The sequence below is a fragment of the Nigerium massiliense genome (assembly GCF_000826085.1).
Lineage (GTDB): Bacteria > Actinomycetota > Actinomycetes > Propionibacteriales > Propionibacteriaceae > Propioniciclava > Propioniciclava massiliense.
Map to the genome: position 1 here is coordinate 271,228 of NZ_CCYM01000001.1, position 21,598 is coordinate 292,825.

Annotated in this window: 16 protein-coding genes; 1 reads left to right on the plus strand and 15 read right to left on the minus strand. The window is 68.7% G+C overall.

Annotated features, from left to right (window positions below; translation table 11 throughout):
- The 15 genes from BN1187_RS01385 to BN1187_RS01455 form a co-directional block, all read right to left on the minus strand.
- Nucleotides 1–2,085: a S9 family peptidase gene (locus BN1187_RS01385; protein ID WP_040157888.1), complete on the minus strand. Its 2,085-nt coding sequence runs from the start codon at nucleotides 2,083–2,085 to the stop codon at nucleotides 1–3.
- Between the two features lie 64 nt (nucleotides 2,086–2,149).
- On the minus strand, nucleotides 2,150–3,067 hold the full coding sequence (locus tag BN1187_RS01390; protein ID WP_052462144.1) for a sucrase ferredoxin: 918 nt from the start codon (nucleotides 3,065–3,067) through the stop codon (nucleotides 2,150–2,152).
- 28 nt (nucleotides 3,068–3,095) lie between these two features.
- Nucleotides 3,096–3,851: an SDR family NAD(P)-dependent oxidoreductase gene (locus BN1187_RS01395; RefSeq protein WP_040157890.1), complete on the minus strand. Its 756-nt coding sequence runs from the start codon at nucleotides 3,849–3,851 to the stop codon at nucleotides 3,096–3,098.
- Entirely contained in the window at nucleotides 3,848–5,323 is a 1,476-nt protein-coding gene (gltX, locus tag BN1187_RS01400; protein ID WP_040157892.1) for a glutamate--tRNA ligase, read from the minus strand. Before gltX ends, BN1187_RS01395 begins: the two co-directional genes overlap by 4 nt.
- Nucleotides 5,324–5,355: 32 nt before the next feature.
- Nucleotides 5,356–5,877, minus strand: coding sequence for a flavin reductase family protein (locus tag BN1187_RS01405; RefSeq protein WP_040157895.1), 522 nt, complete (start codon nucleotides 5,875–5,877; stop codon nucleotides 5,356–5,358).
- Nucleotides 5,878–6,004: 127 nt separating this feature from the next.
- Nucleotides 6,005–7,198, minus strand: coding sequence for an elongation factor Tu (gene tuf / locus BN1187_RS01410; RefSeq protein WP_040157898.1), 1,194 nt, complete (start codon nucleotides 7,196–7,198; stop codon nucleotides 6,005–6,007).
- Between the two features lie 174 nt (nucleotides 7,199–7,372).
- Nucleotides 7,373–9,478: an elongation factor G gene (gene fusA, locus BN1187_RS01415; protein WP_040157901.1), complete on the minus strand. Its 2,106-nt coding sequence runs from the start codon at nucleotides 9,476–9,478 to the stop codon at nucleotides 7,373–7,375.
- A 105-nt stretch (nucleotides 9,479–9,583) separates the two neighbouring features.
- Nucleotides 9,584–10,054: a 30S ribosomal protein S7 gene (gene rpsG, locus BN1187_RS01420; RefSeq protein WP_040157904.1), complete on the minus strand. Its 471-nt coding sequence runs from the start codon at nucleotides 10,052–10,054 to the stop codon at nucleotides 9,584–9,586.
- Nucleotides 10,054–10,425 carry a 30S ribosomal protein S12 gene (rpsL, locus tag BN1187_RS01425; protein WP_040157907.1) on the minus strand — a complete coding sequence of 124 codons (372 nt, stop codon included), beginning with the start codon at nucleotides 10,423–10,425 and terminating at the stop codon, nucleotides 10,054–10,056. The genes rpsG and rpsL overlap by 1 nt, the downstream gene beginning before the upstream one ends.
- Before the next feature lie 318 nt (nucleotides 10,426–10,743).
- Nucleotides 10,744–14,625: a DNA-directed RNA polymerase subunit beta' gene (locus BN1187_RS01430; RefSeq protein WP_040157910.1), complete on the minus strand. Its 3,882-nt coding sequence runs from the start codon at nucleotides 14,623–14,625 to the stop codon at nucleotides 10,744–10,746.
- Nucleotides 14,626–14,701: 76 nt separating this feature from the next.
- On the minus strand, nucleotides 14,702–18,175 hold the full coding sequence (gene rpoB / locus BN1187_RS01435) for a DNA-directed RNA polymerase subunit beta (protein ID WP_040157913.1): 3,474 nt from the start codon (nucleotides 18,173–18,175) through the stop codon (nucleotides 14,702–14,704).
- Between the two features lie 360 nt (nucleotides 18,176–18,535).
- The gene (gene rplL, locus BN1187_RS01440) at nucleotides 18,536–18,937 is read right to left on the minus strand and encodes a 50S ribosomal protein L7/L12 (protein WP_040157916.1); all 402 of its coding nucleotides are present in this window, start codon (nucleotides 18,935–18,937) and stop codon (nucleotides 18,536–18,538) included.
- A 19-nt stretch (nucleotides 18,938–18,956) separates the two neighbouring features.
- Nucleotides 18,957–19,640, minus strand: a complete 684-nt coding sequence (gene rplJ, locus BN1187_RS01445; RefSeq protein WP_040157919.1) for a 50S ribosomal protein L10 — start codon at nucleotides 19,638–19,640, stop codon at nucleotides 18,957–18,959.
- 241 nt (nucleotides 19,641–19,881) lie between these two features.
- Nucleotides 19,882–20,328 (minus strand): PTS sugar transporter subunit IIA, encoded by a 447-nt coding sequence (locus BN1187_RS01450; RefSeq protein ID WP_040157922.1) that lies wholly within the window; start codon nucleotides 20,326–20,328, stop codon nucleotides 19,882–19,884.
- Nucleotides 20,325–20,558, minus strand: coding sequence for a PTS sugar transporter subunit IIB (locus BN1187_RS01455; protein WP_040157924.1), 234 nt, complete (start codon nucleotides 20,556–20,558; stop codon nucleotides 20,325–20,327). Before BN1187_RS01455 ends, BN1187_RS01450 begins: the two co-directional genes overlap by 4 nt.
- A gap of 270 nt (nucleotides 20,559–20,828) precedes the next feature.
- Between BN1187_RS01455 and BN1187_RS01460 the strand changes: the two genes are divergently transcribed.
- On the plus strand, nucleotides 20,829–21,572 hold the full coding sequence (locus BN1187_RS01460; RefSeq protein ID WP_040157927.1) for a GntR family transcriptional regulator: 744 nt from the start codon (nucleotides 20,829–20,831) through the stop codon (nucleotides 21,570–21,572).
- Nucleotides 21,573–21,598: the final 26 nt, after the last annotated feature.

Here is a 21,598-nt window from a genome sequence, read left to right on the forward strand (position 1 = left end):
TCAGCCCACCGACTCGTCGGCCACGCTCAGCCCCAGCGCGGCGGGGTCGGTGATCTCGGTCTCGTCCAGCACCGTCCGGGCCAGGAAGTTGAGCACGACCTGGTACCAGATGATCGCGTGCTGCGGCGAAAGGATCCAGTGGTTCTCGTGCGGGAAGTACAGGAACTGATGCTCGCTGTCGCCGTTCTCCGCGGCGGGCAGCCCGGACGCGCTCAGCAGTTCGTACCACAGCCGCAGCCCCTCTGAGATCGGGACCCGGTAGTCCCGATCCCCGTGGATGACGAGCATCGGGGTGCGGATCTGGTCCACGAAGCGGTGCGGAGAGTTCTCCTGCGACATTCGCGGCGACAGCTCGCGGGACCACTCGGACGCCACGTCGGTCGTCTTGCCGAAGCCTTCCAGGCACCACAAGGACGCGTGCGTGACGATGCCGCGGAACCGGTCCGTGTGCCCCGCGATCCAGTTCGCCATGTACCCGCCGAACGAGCCACCCATCGCCGCGGTGCGACCGGCGTCGATGTCGTCGCGGGCCTCCACGGCGTCCGTGATCGTCATGAGATCGGTGTAAGGGGTGCCGCCCCAGGCACCCCAGCCGCGCTGCACGAAGTCGTGGCCGTAGCCGGTCGACAGGGCAGGGTCGGGCAGCAGCACGGCGTAACCCTGCGCCACCATGACCCACGGGCACCAGCGCCAACTCCAGGCGTTCCACGAGTTCAGCGGGCCGCCGTGCACCCACAGCAGCAGCGGCGCCGGCTCCTCGGCGGACGCCCCCTCGGGCAGGCAGAGCCATCCGCGGACGCGGGAGCCGTCCTCGACCGTCGCCTCGACCTCGGTGAGCCGGCCGGGAAGGGCGGGCCTGGGCGCCGGTCCGCGCAGCGGCTGGACGGTCGCCGGCGCGCCCCGCAGGTCGACGCAAACGACTTCGGCCGGGAACTCGTACGACGAGAGCAGGGCGTACGCAGCCGAGCCGTCCTCGCACACCTGGAGGTCGCTGAACGCGCCGTCCTCGGTCAGGCGCAGCGGGTCCTCCCCGTTCAGCGGCACCCGGAACAGGGGCCGGCGGCCGTCCGCGTCGGTGGCCATGACGAGGCCATCGTCGTCCGGCAGCCATCGCAGCTCGCCGGGCCAGCCCGCCCAGCCGGGCGCGAGCCGCCTGTCGGCGCGGCCGTCGGCAGCCATGACGTGCAGTTCCGGCTGGTGGATGCGCCGCGACGTTGCGATCGGCTCGAAGGTGTAGGCGACGCGGTGCGAGTCGGGCGCGATGACCGGCGCGAAGGCCTCGTAGCCGCGCTGGCCGGCGACGACGAGCCGCGCGCCACTGGTCACGTCGATGCGGACGAGCACCGTGCGCTCGTCGGCGAGCGCCTCGGTCACGCGCCATTCGGAGACCAGGAAGGAGCCGTCGGGCGCCAGGTCGAAGCTCGCTTCCACCAGGGAGGACCCGGCGTCGGGGGTGAGGTCGCGGGGCGTGAGCCGCGGCTCGGCGTCGCCCGCCGCGGCGTCCTCGGCGGAGACGAGCTCGGTCAAAGACGCCGCCAGCAGGTGCGGCGCGTCGGGGCCGAGGTCGTGATCCCAATACCGGACCGGGTAGCGGGTGTGCAGGATGGCGTCCACCTTGGTCTTCTTGCGCAGCGTGCGCAGGCGCGCGTCCTCCTCGATGCTGGACGCCCCCGGCATCATGCCGGCGCTGACGACGATCGTGTCGCCGCACACCCGCACCGCGCCGAAGCCGCCGGGATGGGTCGCCACGACGTGCGGCTCTCCCCCGCCGGCGGGCAGCAGCCACAGCGCGGCCGGGGCGTCGTCCTCGTCGTCGTCCTCCGGGCGCTGGGCGAGGAAGAGCAGGTCGCCGTCCCGGGTGAACGCGGCCGGCGACTCCCCCTTCGCGCCCCGGGTGAGGCGACGGGCCGGACGCTCACCGGCCGGATCGACGTCCCACAGGCTGGTGGTCCAGGCGGTGCGGTCGGAGTTCAGCAGGCCGACGCCGGCGACCAGCGCCGAGCCGTCGGGAGACAGCCGCAGGGACGACACCCGCGGCAGCGCGATGTAGTCGTCCAGGGCCGAGAACGGGGTGGAGGCGTGCATGCGCCCATGCTTACCACGGCGGCGATTCGCCTCGCGACTCCCCTTCGGGAGGGTGCCGGCGTGCTCACGTGGCGGGACGTACCGTCCACGTCTGGCTCGGTTTGGGCGGCTTGGCGCAGGAGTCGATCAGATCAGGCCCCGTCTCCTGGGTGACGTCGAGACGCCACTGCCGCCCGTCCAGATGCGTCACGACCACCGCGTCCCCGGTGTCCTGGGTGGCCAGCCCGACGACGGGGGTGATGAACGTATGCGACCGGACCCACGACACGGCCGCCGACTCCCGGGGCGGCAGGTGGCTCAGTCCCCGGTCGTGTTCCTCGTTGAGGGTGCCGATCGCCAGCTCGTCGCGCGCTGCGGCCTCGAGCGCCTGGCGTCCGAGGTCGGCGGTGAGACGCCCGATCAGCTGGCCGGTGGGCAGGACGACGCCGGTGGGCGCGAAGCGGTGTCCCCCGGTGTGCGAGCACTCCCAGACAGGGAGGCCCTCGGCGGCGAGCTGCTCGGCGAGCGGGAGCCCCTTGAGCGCGCAGCAACGGTCGCGCTTGGCGTTGGTGCACACGAGCAGCACGGGATCAGACGGGCGGAGCCAGTCGGCGTCGACGGGATCCGGCCGGTCGAGGACCTCGAAGGGCAGGTCGAGGATCTCGGCGGGATCGTCCACCTCGCCGGTGCGCAGCCACGGCGTCCCGGCGAGGTTCCCCGCGACGAAGACGCGGCGGCGCCCCGCAGGCCTCGCCTTGTTCCCGGGGGCCCGGATCAGCAGGGCGCGTCCACCGGCCTCCAACGTTCGGCGTTCGACCTCGCCCCCCAGCGTCGGGTCGAGCCGCGATTGCGTGAACGCCTTCGCTCCCCACGGGCCCGGCTGTTCGAGCGCGATCCAAAAGGACGCCTGCGTCGCCGTCCCCCAGGCGGACAGACCGGCCCAGGCGTCCGAGCAGGTCGGTCCGGCGGAGGCTGGCAGCGGGGCGGTCGAGACGGAGTCCATGGTGTCCAGGCTAGGTCGTGACCCGCTTTCAGCGTGGCATCCGGCGCCACAGGGCGCGCGGGACGAAGGGTGCCACCGAGAACATCGCCCGCAACTGCCAGGGGATCCACAGCTCGGGCGAGCGGGCGGCCCGCCCCGTGGCGCGCAGGCGCGCGACGACGGCGTCCGCGACCTGCCCGGGCGTGCTGGCGAAGACCGCGGGCTTCATGCCGCGGGTCATCCGGCCCACCACGAAGCCCGGACGCGCGACGATCAGGTCGACCCCGGTGCCGTGCAGCGCGTCGGCGAGCCCGGACGCGAAGCCGTCCAGCCCGGCCTTCGCGGACCCGTAGACGTAGTTCGCGCGCCGCACCCGCACCCCGGCGACCGAGCTGAACGCGACGATCCGCCCGCGCCGGCGAGCTCGCATCAGCGCGGCCAGCACCGTCAGCAGGGACGCCTGGGCGACGAAGTCGGTGTGCAGCACTCGGACGACCTCGCCCTCGTCGCGTTCGGCGCGCTCCTGGTCTCCGAGGACGCCGAACGCCAGGATCGCGGTCTCGATCGGCCCGACGCGCTCTTCGATGCCGGCGACGACCGCGCGGTGGGCGGCGGTGTCGTCGGCGTCGAAGTCCACGACCTCCACCCGCCGGGCGCCGGCGTCCCGAACCTGCGCGGCGGCCGCGGCGGCGTCCGTGCCGGGGCGCACCGCCAGCACGACGCAGGACGCCTCGGCGGCCAGCCGCTCGGCGATGGCCAGCCCGATCTCGGAGCGACCGCCGAACACGGCCAGGACGCCGCTCACAGCGTTTCGCGCAGCGCCCGGATGCGGTTCAGGCTCGACTCGCGGCCGAGCAGCTCGAGCGACTCGAACAGCGGCGGGGACACCCGCTGACCGGTCACCGCGACCCGCACGGGCCCGAACGCGAACTTCGCCTTGATGCCGAGGCCGTCCACCAGGGCCGAGCGCAGCGTCGCCTCGATGGAGGCGTGGTCCCAGGAGTCGAGCCCGCCCAGCGCGGCCAGGGCGGCGTCCAGCACCTGTCCGGCGTCGTCGCGCAATTGGGCGCGTGCGTCGTCGGCGACGACGAGGTCCGCGTCCGCGGTGAAGAGGAACTGCAGCTTGGGCAGCGCCTCCTTGAGCAGGCCGAGCCGCTCCTGGATGAGCGGGGTCGCGGCGGTCAGCAGTTCAACGTCGGCCGGGTCCGGCTCCGCGGGCCAGACGCCGGTCTGCTGCAGATGCTCGACGATGCGCCGCGCGAGATCGTCGGGCGTCAGCGAACGGATGTAGTGCCCGTTGAGCCAGTTCAGCTTGTCGATGTCGAAGACCGGGCCGACGGTGTTGACGCGCGACCACTCGAACGACGCGACGAACTCGTCGAAGGTGGCGACCTCCGTCTCCTCGTGGACGGGCGGGTAGCCCAGCAGCTGCAGGAAGTTCAGCAACGCCTCGGGCAGGTAGCCCTCCTCGCGGAACCACGTCAGCCGGGCGGCCGGATTGTTGCGCTTGCTGATCTTCGACTTGTCGGTGTTCCGCAGCAGCGGCATGTGCGCGAACCGCGGCTCCGGGAACTCCAGCCAGCGGTACAGCAACAGGTGCTTGGGCGTCGAGCTGATCCACTCCTCGCCGCGGACGACATGGGTGATCCCCATCAGGTGGTCGTCCACGACGACCGCGAGGTGATAGGTCGGAAAGCCGTCCGCCTTGAGGATGACCTGGTCGTCCGGCCGCGGGGCGCTGACTGGGCCGCGGACGAGGTCGTCGAAGTGCAGGTCGACGTCGTCGGGGACGAGCATGCGGACGACCGGCTCGTCGGTGAAGCCGGGCAGCTCGGCCCGCTCCTCGCGCGTCTTGCCGTAGCAGAGCCGGTCGTAGCCGGTCGTGGCCTGCTTGGACGCCTGCTGCTCGGCCCGCATCTGCGCGAGCCGATCAGCGCTGCACCAGCAGTAGTAGGCGTGCCCGTCGGCGATGAGCCGCTCAACGTATGGACGGTAGGTGTCCAGCCGCTCCGACTGGCGGTACGGCGCGTACGGCCCTCCCACATCGGGACCCTCGTCCCACGGCAACCCGGCCCAGCGCAGCGTCTCGAAGATCTGCTGTTCGGAGTCCGCACGGTAGCGGGCCCGATCGGTGTCCTCGATGCGCAGGACGAACTGGCCGCCCGTCTTGCGGGCGTAGGCCAGGTTGAACAGGGACATGTAGGCGGTGCCGACGTGCGGATCCCCCGTCGGGGACGGCGCCACGCGCAACCGTGCGGGCGAGAGCTGATCAGTCATGATGGCCCCAGCCTATCCGAGGCGCCTCCGGCTCAACGTAGGCCCGCCTCCCAGTGCCCGTAGCGTCCGCGCAGGTGCAGCAACGGCTCCCCGGCGCCCACGGCCGCCCCGTCGATCACCGCGGTGAGCACGGACGACCAGCCCGCCACACGTTCGTCCTCGACGGTGCAGCCCGCCCACACCGCGGACGCCTCCGGTCGCGGCCCCCACGGCGTCTGCACGAACGGCGCCTGGGCGAAGCCGCCGCCTGGGGCCGGGTCGACGCCTCCGAAGGCGTCCGCCAGCGGGCGCTGCCCCGGGCCGAGCACACTCACCACGAACCGGCCAGTCTCGTGCAGGGCGTCCGCGAGGTCCGAGTCGGGGTCGATCAAGCCGATGACCCGGCCGGGTTCCCCAGCGGCGACCAGCATCGACGAGACGGTCAGCCCGGCACGGTCGCGTCCCTCGCCGGCGGTCCACAGCGTCACGGTGCTGGCCAGGTGCCCGCGCAGCCTCCGGACGAGGTCGCGCTCGGCCGGGGGCACGAGGAACGGGTGCTCGGAGTGAATGCTCACGCGCCCACCCTAGGACGCTCCGCCGTGGCCACGGGCGCGTCCACGCGACCGCGCCGCCCCCGGACACAGGGAAAGGCCCCGCGCTCGCATGGAGTGCGGGGCCTTTGCCCGGTTTGCGTTCAGCTCGTCACTTGATGATCTTGGTGACGTTGCCGGCGCCGACGGTGCGGCCACCCTCACGGATCGCGAACTTGAGGTTGTCCTCCATGGCGATCGGCTTGTTCAGGTGGACGGTCATCGAGGTGTTGTCGCCAGGCATGACCATCTCGGTACCCTCGGGCAGCTGAACCACCCCGGTGACGTCGGTGGTGCGGAAGTAGAACTGCGGGGAGTAGTTCGAGAAGAACGGCTTGTGACGGCCACCCTCCTCCTTGGTCAGCACGTAGACGTTGCCCTCGAAGTCGGTGTGCGGCGTAACCGAACCCGGCTTGCAGATGACCATGCCGCGCTCCACGTCTTCCTTCTTGGTGCCACGGAGCAGCAGGCCGACGTTCTCGCCAGCGCGACCCTCGTCGAGGATCTTGCGGAACATCTCAACACCAGTGATGGTGGTGGTCTGCTTGGCCTCGCGGATGCCGATCAGGTCGACGGTCTCGCCGGTCTTGACGACGCCGCGCTCGATACGGCCGGTCACGACGGTGCCGCGGCCGGTGATCGTGAAGACGTCCTCGACGGGCATCAGGAACGGCTTGTCGGTGGCGCGCTCCGGCTGCGGGATGTACTCGTCCACAGCGTTCATGAGCTCGAGGATCGTCTCGCCCCACTTCTCGTCGCCCTGCAGGGCCTGGAAGGCGGAGACGCGGACGACGGGGCAGTTGTCACCGTCGAAGTCCTGCGAATCGAGGAGCTCGCGCACCTCCATCTCGACGAGCTCGATGAGCTCCTCGTCGTCGACCATGTCGCACTTGTTCAGCGCGACGACGATCGCCGGGACGCCGACCTGGCGGGCGAGCAGCACGTGCTCGCGCGTCTGCGGCATCGGGCCGTCGGTGGCGGCCACGACCAGGATCGCGCCGTCCATCTGCGCGGCACCGGTGATCATGTTCTTCACGTAGTCAGCGTGACCGGGGCAGTCGACGTGAGCGTAGTGACGCTTCTCCGTCTGGTACTCGACGTGCGAGATGGAGATGGTGATGCCGCGCTGCCGCTCTTCCGGTGCCTTGTCGATCTGATCGAAGGCCGAGACTGCGTTCAGCTCGGGGTACTTGTCGTGGAGCACCTTCGTAATCGCCGCGGTGAGCGTGGTCTTACCGTGGTCGATGTGACCGATGGTGCCGATGTTGCAGTGCGGCTTAGTCCGCTCGAACTTGGCCTTTGCCACTTGGGCTCCTCTTTCGGTGATTGCCGCGCGGATTTCGCTCGGCAACGGGTTGAACTCTGACTACAGGAAGGGCGCGCGGGAGCGCGCGTACCTTCCAAGTTTCCTCCACTGTGCGCGGGTGAGTCAAACTCGCCACCCGCGCACGGGGATGGTAGGGGGAGACGCAGGGCCGACTCACTCGTCGGAGCCGCCACGTCCCTTCTGGATGATCTCGTCAGCGACCGACTTGGGGCACTCGCCGTAGGAGTCGAACTCCATCGAGTACGAGGCCTGGCCGGACGTCTTCGACCGCAGGTCACCCACGTAGCCGAACATCTCCGAGAGCGGGACGAGCGCGCGCACGACCTGGCTGCCGTGCTGCTCCTCCATACCCTGGACCTGCCCGCGGCGGGAGTTGAGGTCGCCGATCACGGTGCCGAGGTAGTCCTCGGGGGTCGTGACCTCGACGGCCATCAGCGGCTCGAGCAGGGCCGGATCGGCCTTGCGCGACGCCTCCTTGAAAACCATCGAGCCGGCGATCTTGAAGGCGAGTTCCGAGGAGTCGACGTCGTGGTAGGCGCCGTCCAGCAGCGTCACCTTGATGTCCTCCACCGGGTAGCCCGCCAGCGGGCCGAACTGCATGGCCTCCTGGATGCCCTGGTCGACGGCCGGGATGTACTCGCGCGGGATGCGGCCGCCGGTGACGGCGTTCACGAACTCGTAGCCCTTGCCGGCCTCCTGCGGCTCCAGCGAGATGATGACGCGGGCGTACTGACCCGAGCCACCCGACTGCTTCTTGTGGGTGTACTCGACCTTGTCCACGGGGCGACGGAGGGTCTCGCGGTAGGCGACCTGCGGCTTGCCGATGTTCGCCTCGACGTGGAACTCGCGCTTCATGCGGTCGATCAGCACCTCGAGGTGCAGCTCGCCCATGCCAGCGATGATGGTCTGACCGGTCTCCTCGTCGGTGTGGACGCGGAAGGTCGGGTCCTCCTCGGCGAGACGCTGGATCGCGGTGCCCAGCTTCTCCTGGTCGGACTTCGTCTTCGGCTCGATCGCCTGCTCGATGACGGGGTTGGGGAACTCCATCGACTCGAGCACGATCGGGGCGTTCGCGTCGCACAGGGTCTCGCCGGTGGTGGTGTCCTTCAGGCCCATCACCGCGCAGATCATGCCCGCGCCGATGCTCTCGATCTCCTGACGCTTGTTCGCGTGCATCTGGTAGATCTTGCCGATGCGCTCCTTCTTGCCCTTGGTGGCGTTCAGCACCTGGGTGCCGGCCTTCAGGACGCCGGAGTACACGCGGACGTAGGTGAGGCGACCGAGGTGCGGGTCGGCAGCGATCTTGAACGCCAGCACCGCCAGCGGCTCCTCGGTGTCCGCGTGCCGCGTGACGACCTCGTCCTCGTTGCCCGGCTTGAAGCCCTCGACCGGCGGGATGTCCAGCGGCGACGGCAGGTAGTCGATGACCGCGTCGAGCATGGGCTGCACGCCCTTGTTCTTGAAGGACGTTCCGCAGGTCACGGCGGTGATCTTGTTGGCGATCACGGCGCGGCGGATCGCCGCCTTGATGGACTCGACCGACAGCTGCTCGCCCGAATCCTCGGCCAGCAGCCACTCTTCGCCGAACTCGTCGTCGTTGTCGGCGAGCACCTGGATGAGTTCCTCGCGCGCGGCGGCGGCCTGGTCGGCCATGTCCGCGGGGATCTCCTCGACGGTGTAGTCCTCGCCGATCGCCGTCTCGCCGCGCCACATGAGCGCGCGCATCTTGACCAGGTCGATGACGCCCTGGAAGTTGGCCTCGGCGCCGACCGGCAGCTGGATCACAGCGGCGGTCGCGTGCAGGCGCTCGCGGATCGTCTTGACGCAGTAGTCGAAGGACGCGCCCGTGCGGTCGAGCTTGTTCACGTAGCAGATGCGCGGGACGCCGTAGCGGGTCGCCTGACGCCACACGGTCTGACTCTGCGGCTCCACGCCGGCGACGCCGTCGAACACGGCGACCGCGCCGTCGAGGACGCGCAGCGAGCGCTCCACCTCGACGGTGAAGTCGACGTGGCCCGGGGTGTCGATGATGTTGATCTGGTTGTCGTGCCAGTAGCAGGTCGTCGCGGCCGACGTGATCGTGATGCCGCGCTCCTGCTCCTGCTCCATCCAGTCCATCGTGGCGGCGCCATCGTGAACCTCACCGAGCTTGTAGTTGATGCCGGTGTAGTAGAGGATGCGCTCGGTCGTGGTGGTCTTGCCCGCGTCGATGTGGGCCATGATGCCGATGTTGCGGACCTTGGCCAGGTCGATCTTCATGTCAATGGCCACGGGTTGTCTCCCTCAAGTTTGTCTAACGTTCGTATTCGACTCGGACGCCACGAAGCTCTCCCCCGCCGAGGCGAAGGAGAGCTCGAGGTCTGATCACCAGCGGTAGTGAGCGAAGGCGCGGTTCGCCTCGGCCATCTTGTGCGTGTCCTCGCGCCGCTTCACGGAGGCACCCAGACCGTTGCTCGCGTCCAGGATCTCGTTCATCAGGCGCTCGGTCATGGTCTTCTCGCGACGCTGGCGCGAGAAGGTGACCAGCCAGCGCAGGGCCAGCGTGGTGGAGCGGGCCGGCTTCACCTCGACGGGGACCTGGTAGGTCGCACCGCCGACGCGGCGGCTCTTCACCTCGACGGCGGGACGGATGTTGTCCAGGGCCTTCTTGAAGGTCTGCACGGGGTCAACGCCGGTCTTGGCCCGGGTGCCCTCAAGAGCGCCGTAGACAATGCTCTGCGCCGTCGTCTTCTTGCCGTCGAGCAGGATCTTGCTGACGAGCTGGGAGATCAGCGGGGACCCGTAGACCGGGTCGACGACGATCGGCCGCTTCGGGGCCGGTCCCTTGCGAGGCATTACTTCTCCTTCTTCGCGCCGTAGCGGCTGCGAGCCTGCTTGCGGTTCTTGACACCCTGGGTGTCGAGGGAACCGCGAATGATCTTGTAGCGGACGCCCGGCAGGTCCTTCACACGACCACCGCGCACCAGCACCATCGAGTGCTCCTGCAAGTTGTGCCCCACGCCGGGGATGTAGGCGGTCACCTCGATGCCCGAGGAGAGCCGGACGCGGGCCACCTTGCGCAGCGCGGAGTTCGGCTTCTTCGGCGTCGTGGTGTAGACGCGCGTGCACACGCCGCGGCGCTGCGGGGAACCCTTGAGCGCGGGCGTCTTGTTCTTGCTGACCTTGTCAGTGCGGCCCTTGCGGACCAGCTGCTGGATGGTGGGCACCGGCTGGTATCTCTTTCGTCGTGGTCTTACGAGGACATCCCCGCGGGGATGCCAGGCTTGGTGCAACGTCTCGGCTGCGGTCGCGACACGGGTCAGCGTCCCGCGCGAGAGATTGCGTGCGCCCGCCCGCGCATCTCCTCCGTGGAGCGATGCTGCGGCAAGCGCGATGGCCCGGTCGCCCGGACCCAATTACCTAGGCTAGTCGCTGGACCGGCCCTGCGCAAAATAGTGACTGGCGGATTGCGGCGGGCGGGAGGCCCACCGTGGGGAGGCCGTCCCCGCCGCGTGGGCGGCGAGGACGACCCCTTGGGGACGACGTCAGCGCAGATCGCCGATGTCGAACTCGTCGAGCTGCACCTCCGGGTCGGTCCCGGCGATGTCGTAGTCGTACGGGTCGTAGCTGAGGTCGTACGCGGCGGCACGGGCCTCGGCGGTGGGCTCCACCCTGATGTTGCGGTAGCGCTCCAGGCCGGTACCGGCCGGGATGAGCTTGCCCAGGATGACGTTCTCCTTCAGGCCGACGAGGGAGTCGGACTTCGCGTGGATCGCGGCGTCGGTGAGCACCTTGGTGGTCTCCTGGAAGGAGGCCGCCGAGAGCCACGACTCGGTCGCCAGGGACGCCTTCGTGATGCCCATGAGCACCGGACGGCCCTGCGCAGGACGCTGGCCCTCCGTCACCGCGCGACGGTTCTCCGCCTCGAAGTGCGCACGATCGACCAGGTCACCGGGCAGAATCGTGGTGTCGCCCGACTCGATCACCGTGATCCGGCGGAGCATCTGCCGGATGATGATCTCGATGTGCTTGTCGTGGATCGGAGCGCCCTGCGTCCGGTACACGGCCTGCACCTCGTTGACGAGGTGCTCCTGCACCCGACGCAGGCCGTTGACGCGCAGGATGTCCTGCGGGTCGAGGGTGCCGGCGTAGAGCTGCTGCCCGGCCTCGACGTGGTCACCGTCGTTGATTGAGTGGCGCACCATCGAGGCGTCCTCCCACTCCAGCCGCACGCGGCGCGGAAGCGGGTACTCGAGGTCGTCCTCGCCGTCGTCGCGGACGACGATCAGCTTGCGGGCGCGCTCCCCCTCCTCGATCCGGACGCGGCCTGCCGCCTCGGCGATCGGGGCCTTGCCCTTCGGGGTACGCGCCTCGAAGAGCTCGACCACACGCGGCAGACCCTGCGTGATGTCGTCGCCCGCCACACCGCCGGTGTGGAAGGTACGCATCGTCAGCTGGGTGCCGGGCTCGCCGATGGACTGCGCCGCGACGATGCCGACGGCCTCGCCGACGTCCACGAGCTTGCCCGTGGCCAGGGAGCGGCCGTAGCACTTCGCGCAGGTACCCATCGCCGACTCGCAGGTCAGCACGGAACGCACCTTCACCTCGGTGACGCCGGCCTCGACCAACTGGCCGATCTCGACGTCGCCCAGGTCGACCCCCGCCTCGACGAGGACGTTGCCGTCCGCGTCGGTGGCGTCCACGGCCAGCGTGCGGGCGTAGACCGCCGACTCGACGTCGCGGCCCGGCACCAGCTTTCCGTCCCGGCCCTCGGCCGCGATCACCTTGGTGAGGCCGCGGTCGGTGCCGCAGTCCTCCTCGCGGATGATGACGTCCTGGCTGACGTCGACGAGGCGACGCGTCAGGTAACCGGAGTCGGCCGTCCGCAGCGCGGTGTCGGCCTGGCCCTTACGGCCACCGTGCGTGGAGATGAAGTACTCCAGCACCGACAGACCCTCGCGGAAGTTCGACTTGATCGGACGCGCGATGATCTCGCCCTTCGGGTTCGCCACCAGGCCTCGCATGGCGGCGATCTGACGCATCTGCGTCATGTTTCCTCGCGCACCCGAGTGCACCATCATGTAGATGGGGTTGTCGGTGGTGAAGTTGGCCTCCATCGCCGCGGTCAGCTCGTTGGTGGCGTCCGTCCACAACTGGACGAGCTCCTGCTGGCGCTCCTCCTCGGTCACCTTGCCGCGCTCGAACTGGCGGGTGATCTTCTCGGCCTTCGCGTCGTACGCGGCCAGGATCTCAGGCTTGTTCGGCGGCGTCTGCACGTCGCCGATCGAGACCGTGACACCCGAGCGCGTGGCCCACTTGAAGCCCATGTCCTTCAGGCGATCGAGCGTGCGCGCGACGGTCACCTTCGGGTACTTCTCGGCCAGCTCGTTGACGATCTGGCCGAGCCGCTTCTTGCCGACCTCGCCGTTCACGAAGGGGAAGTCCTCGGGCAGCGCCTCGTTGAACAGGGCACGACCCAGGGTCGTCTCCAGCAGGTACGAGCCGTCCTCGCGGACCTCGGTGCCGGCCGGCGCCTTCCCGTCGGTCAGGCGCAGCTTGATCGGGGTGCCGATCTTGATCTCGCCCGCGTCCATGGCCATGTAGGCCTCGTTCTTGGACGTGAAGGCGCGCCCGTCCCCCTCGCCGCCGGGGACGACGGTCGTGAGGAAGTAGTGGCCGATGATCATGTCCTGCGTCGGCAGGGTGACGGGGCGACCGTCGGCGGGCTTCAGGATGTTGTTCGTCGACAGCATCAGGATGCGCGCCTCGGCCTGCGCCTCCGCGCTCAGCGGCAGGTGCACGGCCATCTGGTCACCGTCGAAGTCCGCGTTGAACGCGGTGCAGACGAGCGGGTGCAACTGGATGGCCTTGCCCTCGATGAGCTGCGGCTCGAACGCCTGGATGCCCAGACGGTGCAGCGTGGGCGCGCGGTTCAGCAGCACGGGGTGCTCCTGGATGACCTCTTCGAGGACGTCCCACACCACCGAGCGCTGGCGCTCGACCATGCGCTTGGCGCTCTTGATGTTCTGGGCGAGGTTGAGATCGTCCAGGCGCTTCATCACGAACGGCTTGAACAGCTCCAGCGCCATCGTCTTGGGCAGGCCGCACTGGTGCAGCTTCAGCTGCGGGCCGACCACGATGACCGAACGGCCCGAGTAGTCGACGCGCTTGCCGAGCAGGTTCTGACGGAACCGGCCCTGCTTGCCCTTGAGCATGTCGGAGATCGACTTCAGCGGACGGTTGCCCGGCCCGGTGACCGGACGACCGCGACGACCGTTGTCGAACAGCGAGTCGACGGCCTCCTGCAGCATCCGCTTCTCGTTGTTGACGATGATCTCGGGCGCGCCCAGGTCGAGCAGCCGCTTGAGGCGGTTGTTGCGGTTGATGACGCGGCGGTACAGGTCGTTGAGGTCGGACGTCGCGAACCGGCCGCCGTCGAGCTGCACCATCGGGCGCAGGTCCGGCGGGATGACCGGGACGGCGTCCAGCACCATGCCGGCGGGGCTGTTGGTGGTGTTCAGGAAGGCCGACACCACCTTCAAGCGCTTCAGGGCACGCGTCTTGCGCTGGCCCTTGCCTGTCTGGATGGTGTTGCGCAGCGACTCGGCCTCGGCGTCCAGGTCGAAGTCGTGCAGGCGGCGCTTGATCGCCTCCGCGCCCATGAAGCCCTCGAAGTACTTACCGAAGCGCGACTTCATCTCGCGGTAGAGGATCTCGTCGCCCTCGAGGTCTTGGACCTTCAGGCCCTTGAACCTGCTCCAGACGGCGTCGAGACGGTCCAGCTCACGCTGGGCGCGGTCGCGGCGCTGCTTGGCCTCGCGCTCGCCGCCGTCGCGGACCTTCTTCTTGACGTCCGCCTTGGCGCCCTCGGACTCGAGCTGAGCGAGGTCCTCCTCGATCTTCTGCATGCGCGCCTCGATGTCGGCGTCGCGCCGGCTCTCGATCTGCTTGCGCTCGACCTCGACCTTGGCCTCCAGGGAGGGCAGGTCGCGGTGCCGCGCGTCCTCGTCGACCGAGGTGATCATGTAGGCCGCGAAGTAGATGACCTTCTCCAGGTCCTTCGGGGCGATGTCCAGCAGGTAGCCCAGCCGGGACGGGACGCCCTTGAAGTACCAGATGTGGGTCACGGGGGCGGCGAGTTCGATGTGCCCCATGCGCTCGCGGCGCACGTTGGACCGGGTCACCTCGACGCCGCAGCGCTCGCAGATGATGCCCTTGAACCGCACCCGCTTGTACTTGCCGCAGTAGCACTCCCAGTCCCGGGTGGGACCGAAGATCTTCTCGCAGAACAGGCCGTCACGCTCCGGCTTGAGCGTGCGGTAGTTGATGGTCTCCGGCTTCTTGACCTCGCCGTGCGACCACTCGCGGATCTGGTCGGCCGTGGCCAGGCCGATGCGCAGTTCGTCGTAGAAATTAACGTCCAGCACGTTGTATCGCTTTCTCCTGCCTCACCGGCAGGCATGCATGGTGTTCGTCTGAGTGGGCTGTGGACTGAGCGTTGACTCAGACTTCGTCGACGGAGCCGAACGAGTCGGCGCCGGGACGACGGGAGAGGTCGATACCGAACTCCTCCGCACGGTGGTAGTCGTCTTCGGAGTCGCGAAGCTCCACCACCTCGCCGTCGGAGGACAACACCTCGACGTTCAGGCAGAGGGACTTCATCTCCTTGACGAGCACCTTGAACGACTCAGGGATGCCAGGCTCGGGGATGTTCTCGCCCTTGACGATCGCCTCGTAGACCTTCACGCGGCCCGGGACGTCGTCGGACTTGATCGTCAGGAGCTCCTGCAGCGCCCATGCGGCGCCGTAGGCCTCCATCGCCCAGACCTCCATCTCGCCGAAGCGCTGGCCACCGAACTGCGCCTTACCACCCAGCGGCTGCTGCGTGATCATCGAGTACGGGCCGGTCGAACGCGCGTGGATCTTGTCGTCGACCAGGTGGTGCAGCTTCAGCATGTAGACGTAGCCGACGCCGACCCGCTCCGGGTACGGCTCGCCGGAGCGTCCGTCGAAGAGCTGCGCCTTGCCGTCGCCGTCCACCAGGCGCAGGCCGTCGCGCTGCGGCAGCCCGTGCTCGAGCAGGCCCGAGATCTCCTCCTCGTTCGCGCCGTCGAAGACGGGCGTGGCCAGGCGGGCGCCGCCGTCCACGTGGCCGAGCCCCAGCTCGGAGAGCCGCTCGGCCCACGGCTCGGCGACCCCGTCGAGGTTCCAACCGGCGTGAGCGATCCAGCCCAGGTGCATCTCGAGCACCTGGCCGACGTTCATTCGGCTGGGGACGCCCAGCGGGTTCAGCACGATGTCGACGGGCGTGCCGTCCTCGAGGAACGGCATGTCCTCCACCGGCAGGATCTTGCTGATGACGCCCTTGTTGCCGTGACGGCCGGCGAGCTTGTCACCGTCGGAGATCTTGCGCTTCTGGGCCACGTAGACGCGGACCAGCTGGTTGACGCCCGGGGGCAACTCGTCGCCCTCGTCGCGATCGAAGACGCGGACGCCGATGACCGTGCCGGTCTCGCCGTGCGGCACCTTCATGGACGTGTCGCGGACCTCGCGGGCCTTCTCGCCGAAGATGGCGCGCAGCAGGCGCTCCTCGGGAGTCAGCTCGGTCTCGCCCTTCGGGGTCACCTTGCCGACGAGGATGTCACCGGTACCGACCTCGGCGCCGATGCGCACGATGCCGCGCTCATCGAGGTCGGCGAGCATGTCGTCGCCGACGTTCGGGATGTCGCGGGTGATCTCCTCGGCGCCCAGCTTGGTGTCGCGGGCGTCGATCTCGTGCTCCTCGATGTGGATCGAGGTGAGGACGTCGTCCTGCACGAGCCGCTGGCTCAGGATGATCGCGTCCTCGTAGTTGTGACCCTCCCATGGCATGAAGGCGACGAGCAGGTTGCGGCCGAGCGCCATCTCGCCGCTGTCGGTGCAGGCGCCGTCGGCGAGCGGGGTGCCCACCTCGACGCGCTGCCCGTCGACGACCAGCGGGCGCTGGTTGATGCAGGTCGTCTGGTTCGACCGGCGGAACTTCGCCAGGCGGTACGTCGTCTGGGTGGCGTCGTCGTTCATGACGTCGATCATGTCGGCGGACACCGCCGTCACCACGCCCGCCTTCGCCGCGACGGTCACCTCGCCGGCGTCGATCGCGCCGCGGTACTCCATGCCGGTGCCCACGTAGGGGGCCTCGTTACGGATCAGCGGCACGGCCTGGCGCTGCATGTTCGCGCCCATCAGGGCACGGGACGCGTCATCGTGCTCGAGGAACGGGATCAGCGCGGTCGCCACCGACACCATCTGGCGCGGCGAGACGTCCATGTAGTTGACCATGTCGCGCGGGACCTCATCGGCCTCGCCGTCACGGCGGCGCACCAGGACGCGCTCCTCTTCGAACCGGCCCTCATCGTCGAGCACGGCGTTCGCCTGCGCGATGATGTAGCGGTCCTCCTCGTCGGCGGTCAGGTAATCGATCTTGTCGGTGACCTGGCCGTCCTGGCAGCGCCGGTACGGCGTCTCGATGAAGCCGAACGCGTTGACGCGCGCGAAGGACGCCAGCGAGCCGATCAGGCCGATGTTCGGGCCTTCAGGGGTCTCGATGGGGCACATGCGGCCGTAGTGCGACGGGTGGACGTCACGGACCTCCATGCCGGCGCGGTCACGGGACAGGCCGCCCGGGCCGAGCGCGGACAAGCGGCGCTTGTGCGTCAGGCCGCTCAGCGGGTTGTTCTGGTCCATGAACTGCGACAGCTGCGACGTGCCGAAGAACTCGCGCACGGCGGCGACCACGGGCCGGATGTTGATCAGCGTCTGGGGCGTGATCGCCTCGATGTCCTGGGTCGTCATGCGATCGCGGACGGTGCGCTCGAGGCGGCCGAGACCGATGCGCAGCTGGTTTTGGATGAGCTCGCCGACCGTGCGCAGACGACGGTTGCCGAAGTGATCGATGTCGTCGGTCTGCACCGGGACACCGTCGAGCTCTTCCTTGCCCTCGTGCAGCGCGACGATGTAGCGGATGGCCGAGACGATGTCCTCCATCGTCAGCACCTGCTGATCGAACGGCTGCTCAAGGCCGAGCTTCTTGTTGATCTTGTACCGGCCGACCTTGGCGAGGTCGTAGCGCTTCGGGTTGAAGTAGTAGTTCTCCAACATCGCCTGCGCCGCCTCACGCGTCGGCGGCTCGCCCGGGCGCAGCTTGCGGTAGATGTCGAGCAGCGCCTCGTCGGTGTTTGCGGTGTGATCCTTCTCGAGCGTGAGCCGGATCGACTCGTACTCGCCGAACTCCTCGAGGATCTGCTCGTTCGTCCAGCCCAGCGCCTTCAGCAGGACGGTGACGTTCTGCTTGCGCTTACGGTCGAGGCGGACGCCGACCATGTCGCGCTTGTCGATCTCAAACTCGAGCCACGCGCCGCGGCTCGGGATCACCTTGCAGGTGAAGATGTCCTTGTCCGACGTCTTGTCGGGAGTCTGCTCGAAGTAGACGCCCGGCGAACGGACGAGCTGGCTGACGACGACGCGCTCGGTGCCGTTGATGACGAACGTGCCCTTGTCGGTCATGAGGGGGAAGTCGCCCATGAACACGGTCTGGCTCTTGATCTCGCCCGTGTCGTTGTTCATGAACTCGGCCGTCACGAAGAGCGGCGCGGCGTAGGTGACGTCGCGGTCCTTGCACTCGTCGACGGAGTACTTCGGCTCCTCGAAGCGATGGTCGCGGAAACTCAGCGACATCGTCTGGGAGAGATCCTCGATCGGGGAGATCTCCTCGAAGATCTCCTCAAGGCCGGACTTGGTGTTGATGTCGGTCCGGCCCTCGGCCTGGGCCTGCGCGACGCGGTCGCGCCACACTTCGTTCCCGATCAGCCAATCAAAGGAGTCAACCTGCAGATCCAGCAGATTGGGGATCTCCAGCGGCTCAGCGATCTTCGCGAAAGAGATGCGGCCACTGGGAGAGATGACATTGGTGTTCTTCGACGCAACGCGCGAGACGGCCAAGGTTTGTCCTTCCAAGAGAACCCAGCAAAGTGGTTCTTTGCGTGCGAAACGACCCGCGTCAAATCCTCAATCACGGGTCGTCAAATGGGGCAAGACTCGATGGTAGCCCGCCCCCGCACAGAAGTAAAGGCCAAGGCACAGGCTCTCACGTCTGCGGGGCATCGTCCTAGCGCCACTACGTCGTGTCGCTCAGGTCACTGCTCTCAAGGACGCTTTGAGCATACAGCGCGGTGCGGGCGATTGCACCCACCTGCGCTGACAAGGCTGGGGCGCGCCGCGAGCCGGACGCCGCGAGGGCAGCAAAAGGGCGGCGGGACGAATCCCGCCGCCCTTCGGCGTGTGTTCGCGACTAGCGCAGGGTCACTTGATGGTGACGGTGGCGCCGGCGCCCTCGAGGGCCTCCTTGGCCTTCTCGGCCTGGTCGCGAGCGACCTTCTCCAGGACGGCCTTGGGGGCCGACTCGACGAGGTCCTTGGCCTCCTTCAGGCCGAGGCTCGTGAGACCGCGCACCTCCTTGATGACCTGGATCTTCTTGTCGCCGGCGGACTCGAGGATGACGTCGACCTCGCTGGAGGCCTCCTCCTCGGCCGCGCCGCCGTCGGCACCACCAGCGGCCGGGGCACCCGGAGCCGCGGCGGCGGCCACGGGGGCAGCGGCGGTGACGCCGAAGGCGTCCTCGAACTGCTTCACGAACTCGGAGAGCTCGATGAGGGTCATCTCCTTGAAGGCGTCAAGGAGCTCGTCGTTGCTGAGCTTCGCCATAATGGGGCGTCCTTTCTGATTATTCGTTCGATGCAGCGTCAGCCGCGTCTTCGGGGGCCTCAGCAGCAGGTGCTGCATCGGTTGCCGCGGCCTCGTCGGTCGCGGCGGGTGCGGAGGCCTCGGCCTCCGCGGTGTCGGGCTTCTGGTCTGCGGCGGGAGCCGAGCCGGCCCCACCGATGATCGAGGGATCCTCGCCCGCCTTCGCCTGCAGGGCGCCCATCGCACGGGCGGCCTGGGACAGCGGGGCGGCGAACAGGTACACGGCCTGCTGCAGGGAGCCCTTCATCGCGCCGGCGAGCTTGGCGAGCAGGACCTCGCGCGGCTCGAGATCGGCGAGCTTCTTCACGGAGTCGGCGTCGAGGACGCGGCCGTCCATGACACCGCCCTTGATGACCAGAAGCGGGTTGGCCTTCGCGAATTCGCGCATGCCCTTGGCCACGGTGGCGATGTCACCGCGGATGAACGCGATGGCGGTCGGGCCGGTGAGTTGCTCGTCGAGCCCCTCAATGCCCGCCTCCTTGGCGGCGATCTGGGTCAGCGTGTTCTTCGTGACGGCATACGTGGCGTCCTCGCCCAGCGACCTGCGGAGTTCCTTCAGTTCGCTGACGCTGAGGCCGCGGTACTCGGTCAGCACAGCCGCGCCCGCAGAGGTGAAGCTCTCCTTCAGCTCTGCGACGGCTGCTGCCTTGTCCGGCCTCGCCATGGGTCTCCTTCCCACTTCGTATCGTCAGACCGAAGACCTCACCTGGACGAAAAAACCCCGACCGCACACGGCGAACGGGGCAAGACACAACAGCTCGGGGCTGGGTAACTCTTCACGGTTCACCTGCGCGGGGTTTACGACACCCCGTGCGGGGCGCGACCAGCGGTCTTCGGCTCTGACCACTTTACGGCAAGCCCCGGCCGGGACCAAATCCGCGGCCGGGGCTCGCCTGTCGTGCGGTTCAGCCGACGCGGAAGAGCACGTCGCCCGCTGCCACGTCGCCGTCAGCGACGATGTCCGCGGTGTCGGGCTTACGGTCCATCGCGACGACGATCACGGTCGTGGAGATGGTGTCGCCCGTGATCGACGACGGATCCCAGGTCACCATCGGGTCGCCGGCGGCCACCGTGGAACCCTCCGTACCGACCACCTCGAACCCCTCACCCTTGAGACCGACGGTGTTGATGCCCAGGTGCGTCAGGATGCCAACCCCGTCGTCGCCCAGCACCACGAAGGCGTGCGGCATGATCTTGACCACCTTGCCGCCGATGGGCGCCACGGTCGTCGTCCGGCCCCCGGACGGCTCGATGCCGACGCCCGGGCCGAGCATCTGACCGGAGAAGACGGGGTCGTCCACCTCGCCGATCGGCAGGATGCGGCCGGGACAGGGCGCGACGACGTCGGTCACAGCAGGTCCTCGATGTCGTCGTTGAGGTTCTCCGCCTCGGGCCCGACCACGACCTGGATGATCGTGCCGGCGCTCATCACGCCGTGCGCGCCCGCGGCCTTGAGGGCCGCCTCGTCCACCTTGTTCGGGTCGCGCACCTCGGTGCGCAGCCGCGTGATGCAGGGCTCGATCTCGACGATGTTGTCCGCACCGCCGAGCCCCTTCACGATCTGTTCAGCCTTGCTGCTCATCCGTCACCTTTCTGTTCGGGCGTCGTCGCCCTCTGTCCGTCAGCTGCCGAGAGCGGAATCTGGCCAGCATGGTACGCGGTCGGCGGTCGGCCCGGAATCAGCACGGGCCTCCGGTGCCCAGGCCCCTCGACGCCGGGCCGGCGGCCGACGCGCACCGACTCTTGAGGCCCGACGCGCCCCCGCTTGTCGATTGCCACTCGCAAGGTGCATCCTATCCGTAACTGGTCCGGACCAGGGCGGTCCGGACGGATTATCCACGAAGAGGACGCAATGGCGCGCGAGGTCGAGCTCCCCGGAACGGTCGATGACGGGCCGATGCCGAAGCACGAGCAGTTGCGCCTGCTCATCGCCCAGCAAGCGCGTCCCGGCCAGGCGATCCCGTCGGAGCGCGATCTCATGGCGGCCTACAAGGTCTCCCGCTCCACCGTGCGCAAGGCCATCGACACCCTCGTGGCGGACGGCCAACTGCGGCGCAGCCACGGCAAGGGGACGTTCGCCGTCGCGCGACCCGTGGAGAGCCGGCTGCACCTGGCGTCCTTCACCCAGGACATGCGGCGGCGCGGTCGGGTACCGTCCACGGTCCTCCTCGACGCGCGGGCGTGCGTGCCGCCGGCCGAGGTGACGGCCGCCCTCGGGCTCGACGCAGACGCCCGGGTGTGGCAACTCGAGCGTGTCCGGCTGGCCGACGGGGAACCCATGGCCCTCGAGAAGGCCTGGTATCCCGTCGAGGTGTTCCCGGATCTGGACCGTCAGCCGTTGCAGCAGTCGCTGTACGAACTGTTCACCGCGCATTACGGGGTGACCATCGACGCCGCCGTCCAGACGATGTGGGCCGAGTCGGCCTCAGCCGCGGTAGCGCGCCGGCTCGACGCGCCCGCCGCGACGCCGCTGCTCGTCTTCCGCCGCCGTTCGACCGCCCGCGACAGGCCGGTCGAGTTCATGTACTCGCGCTACCGCGGCGACCGCTATCAGGTCACCGTCTCGCTCGACCTTCAGCAATCCCCCGAGTTATGACCCACGAACCACCGGCCCGGCCTTCG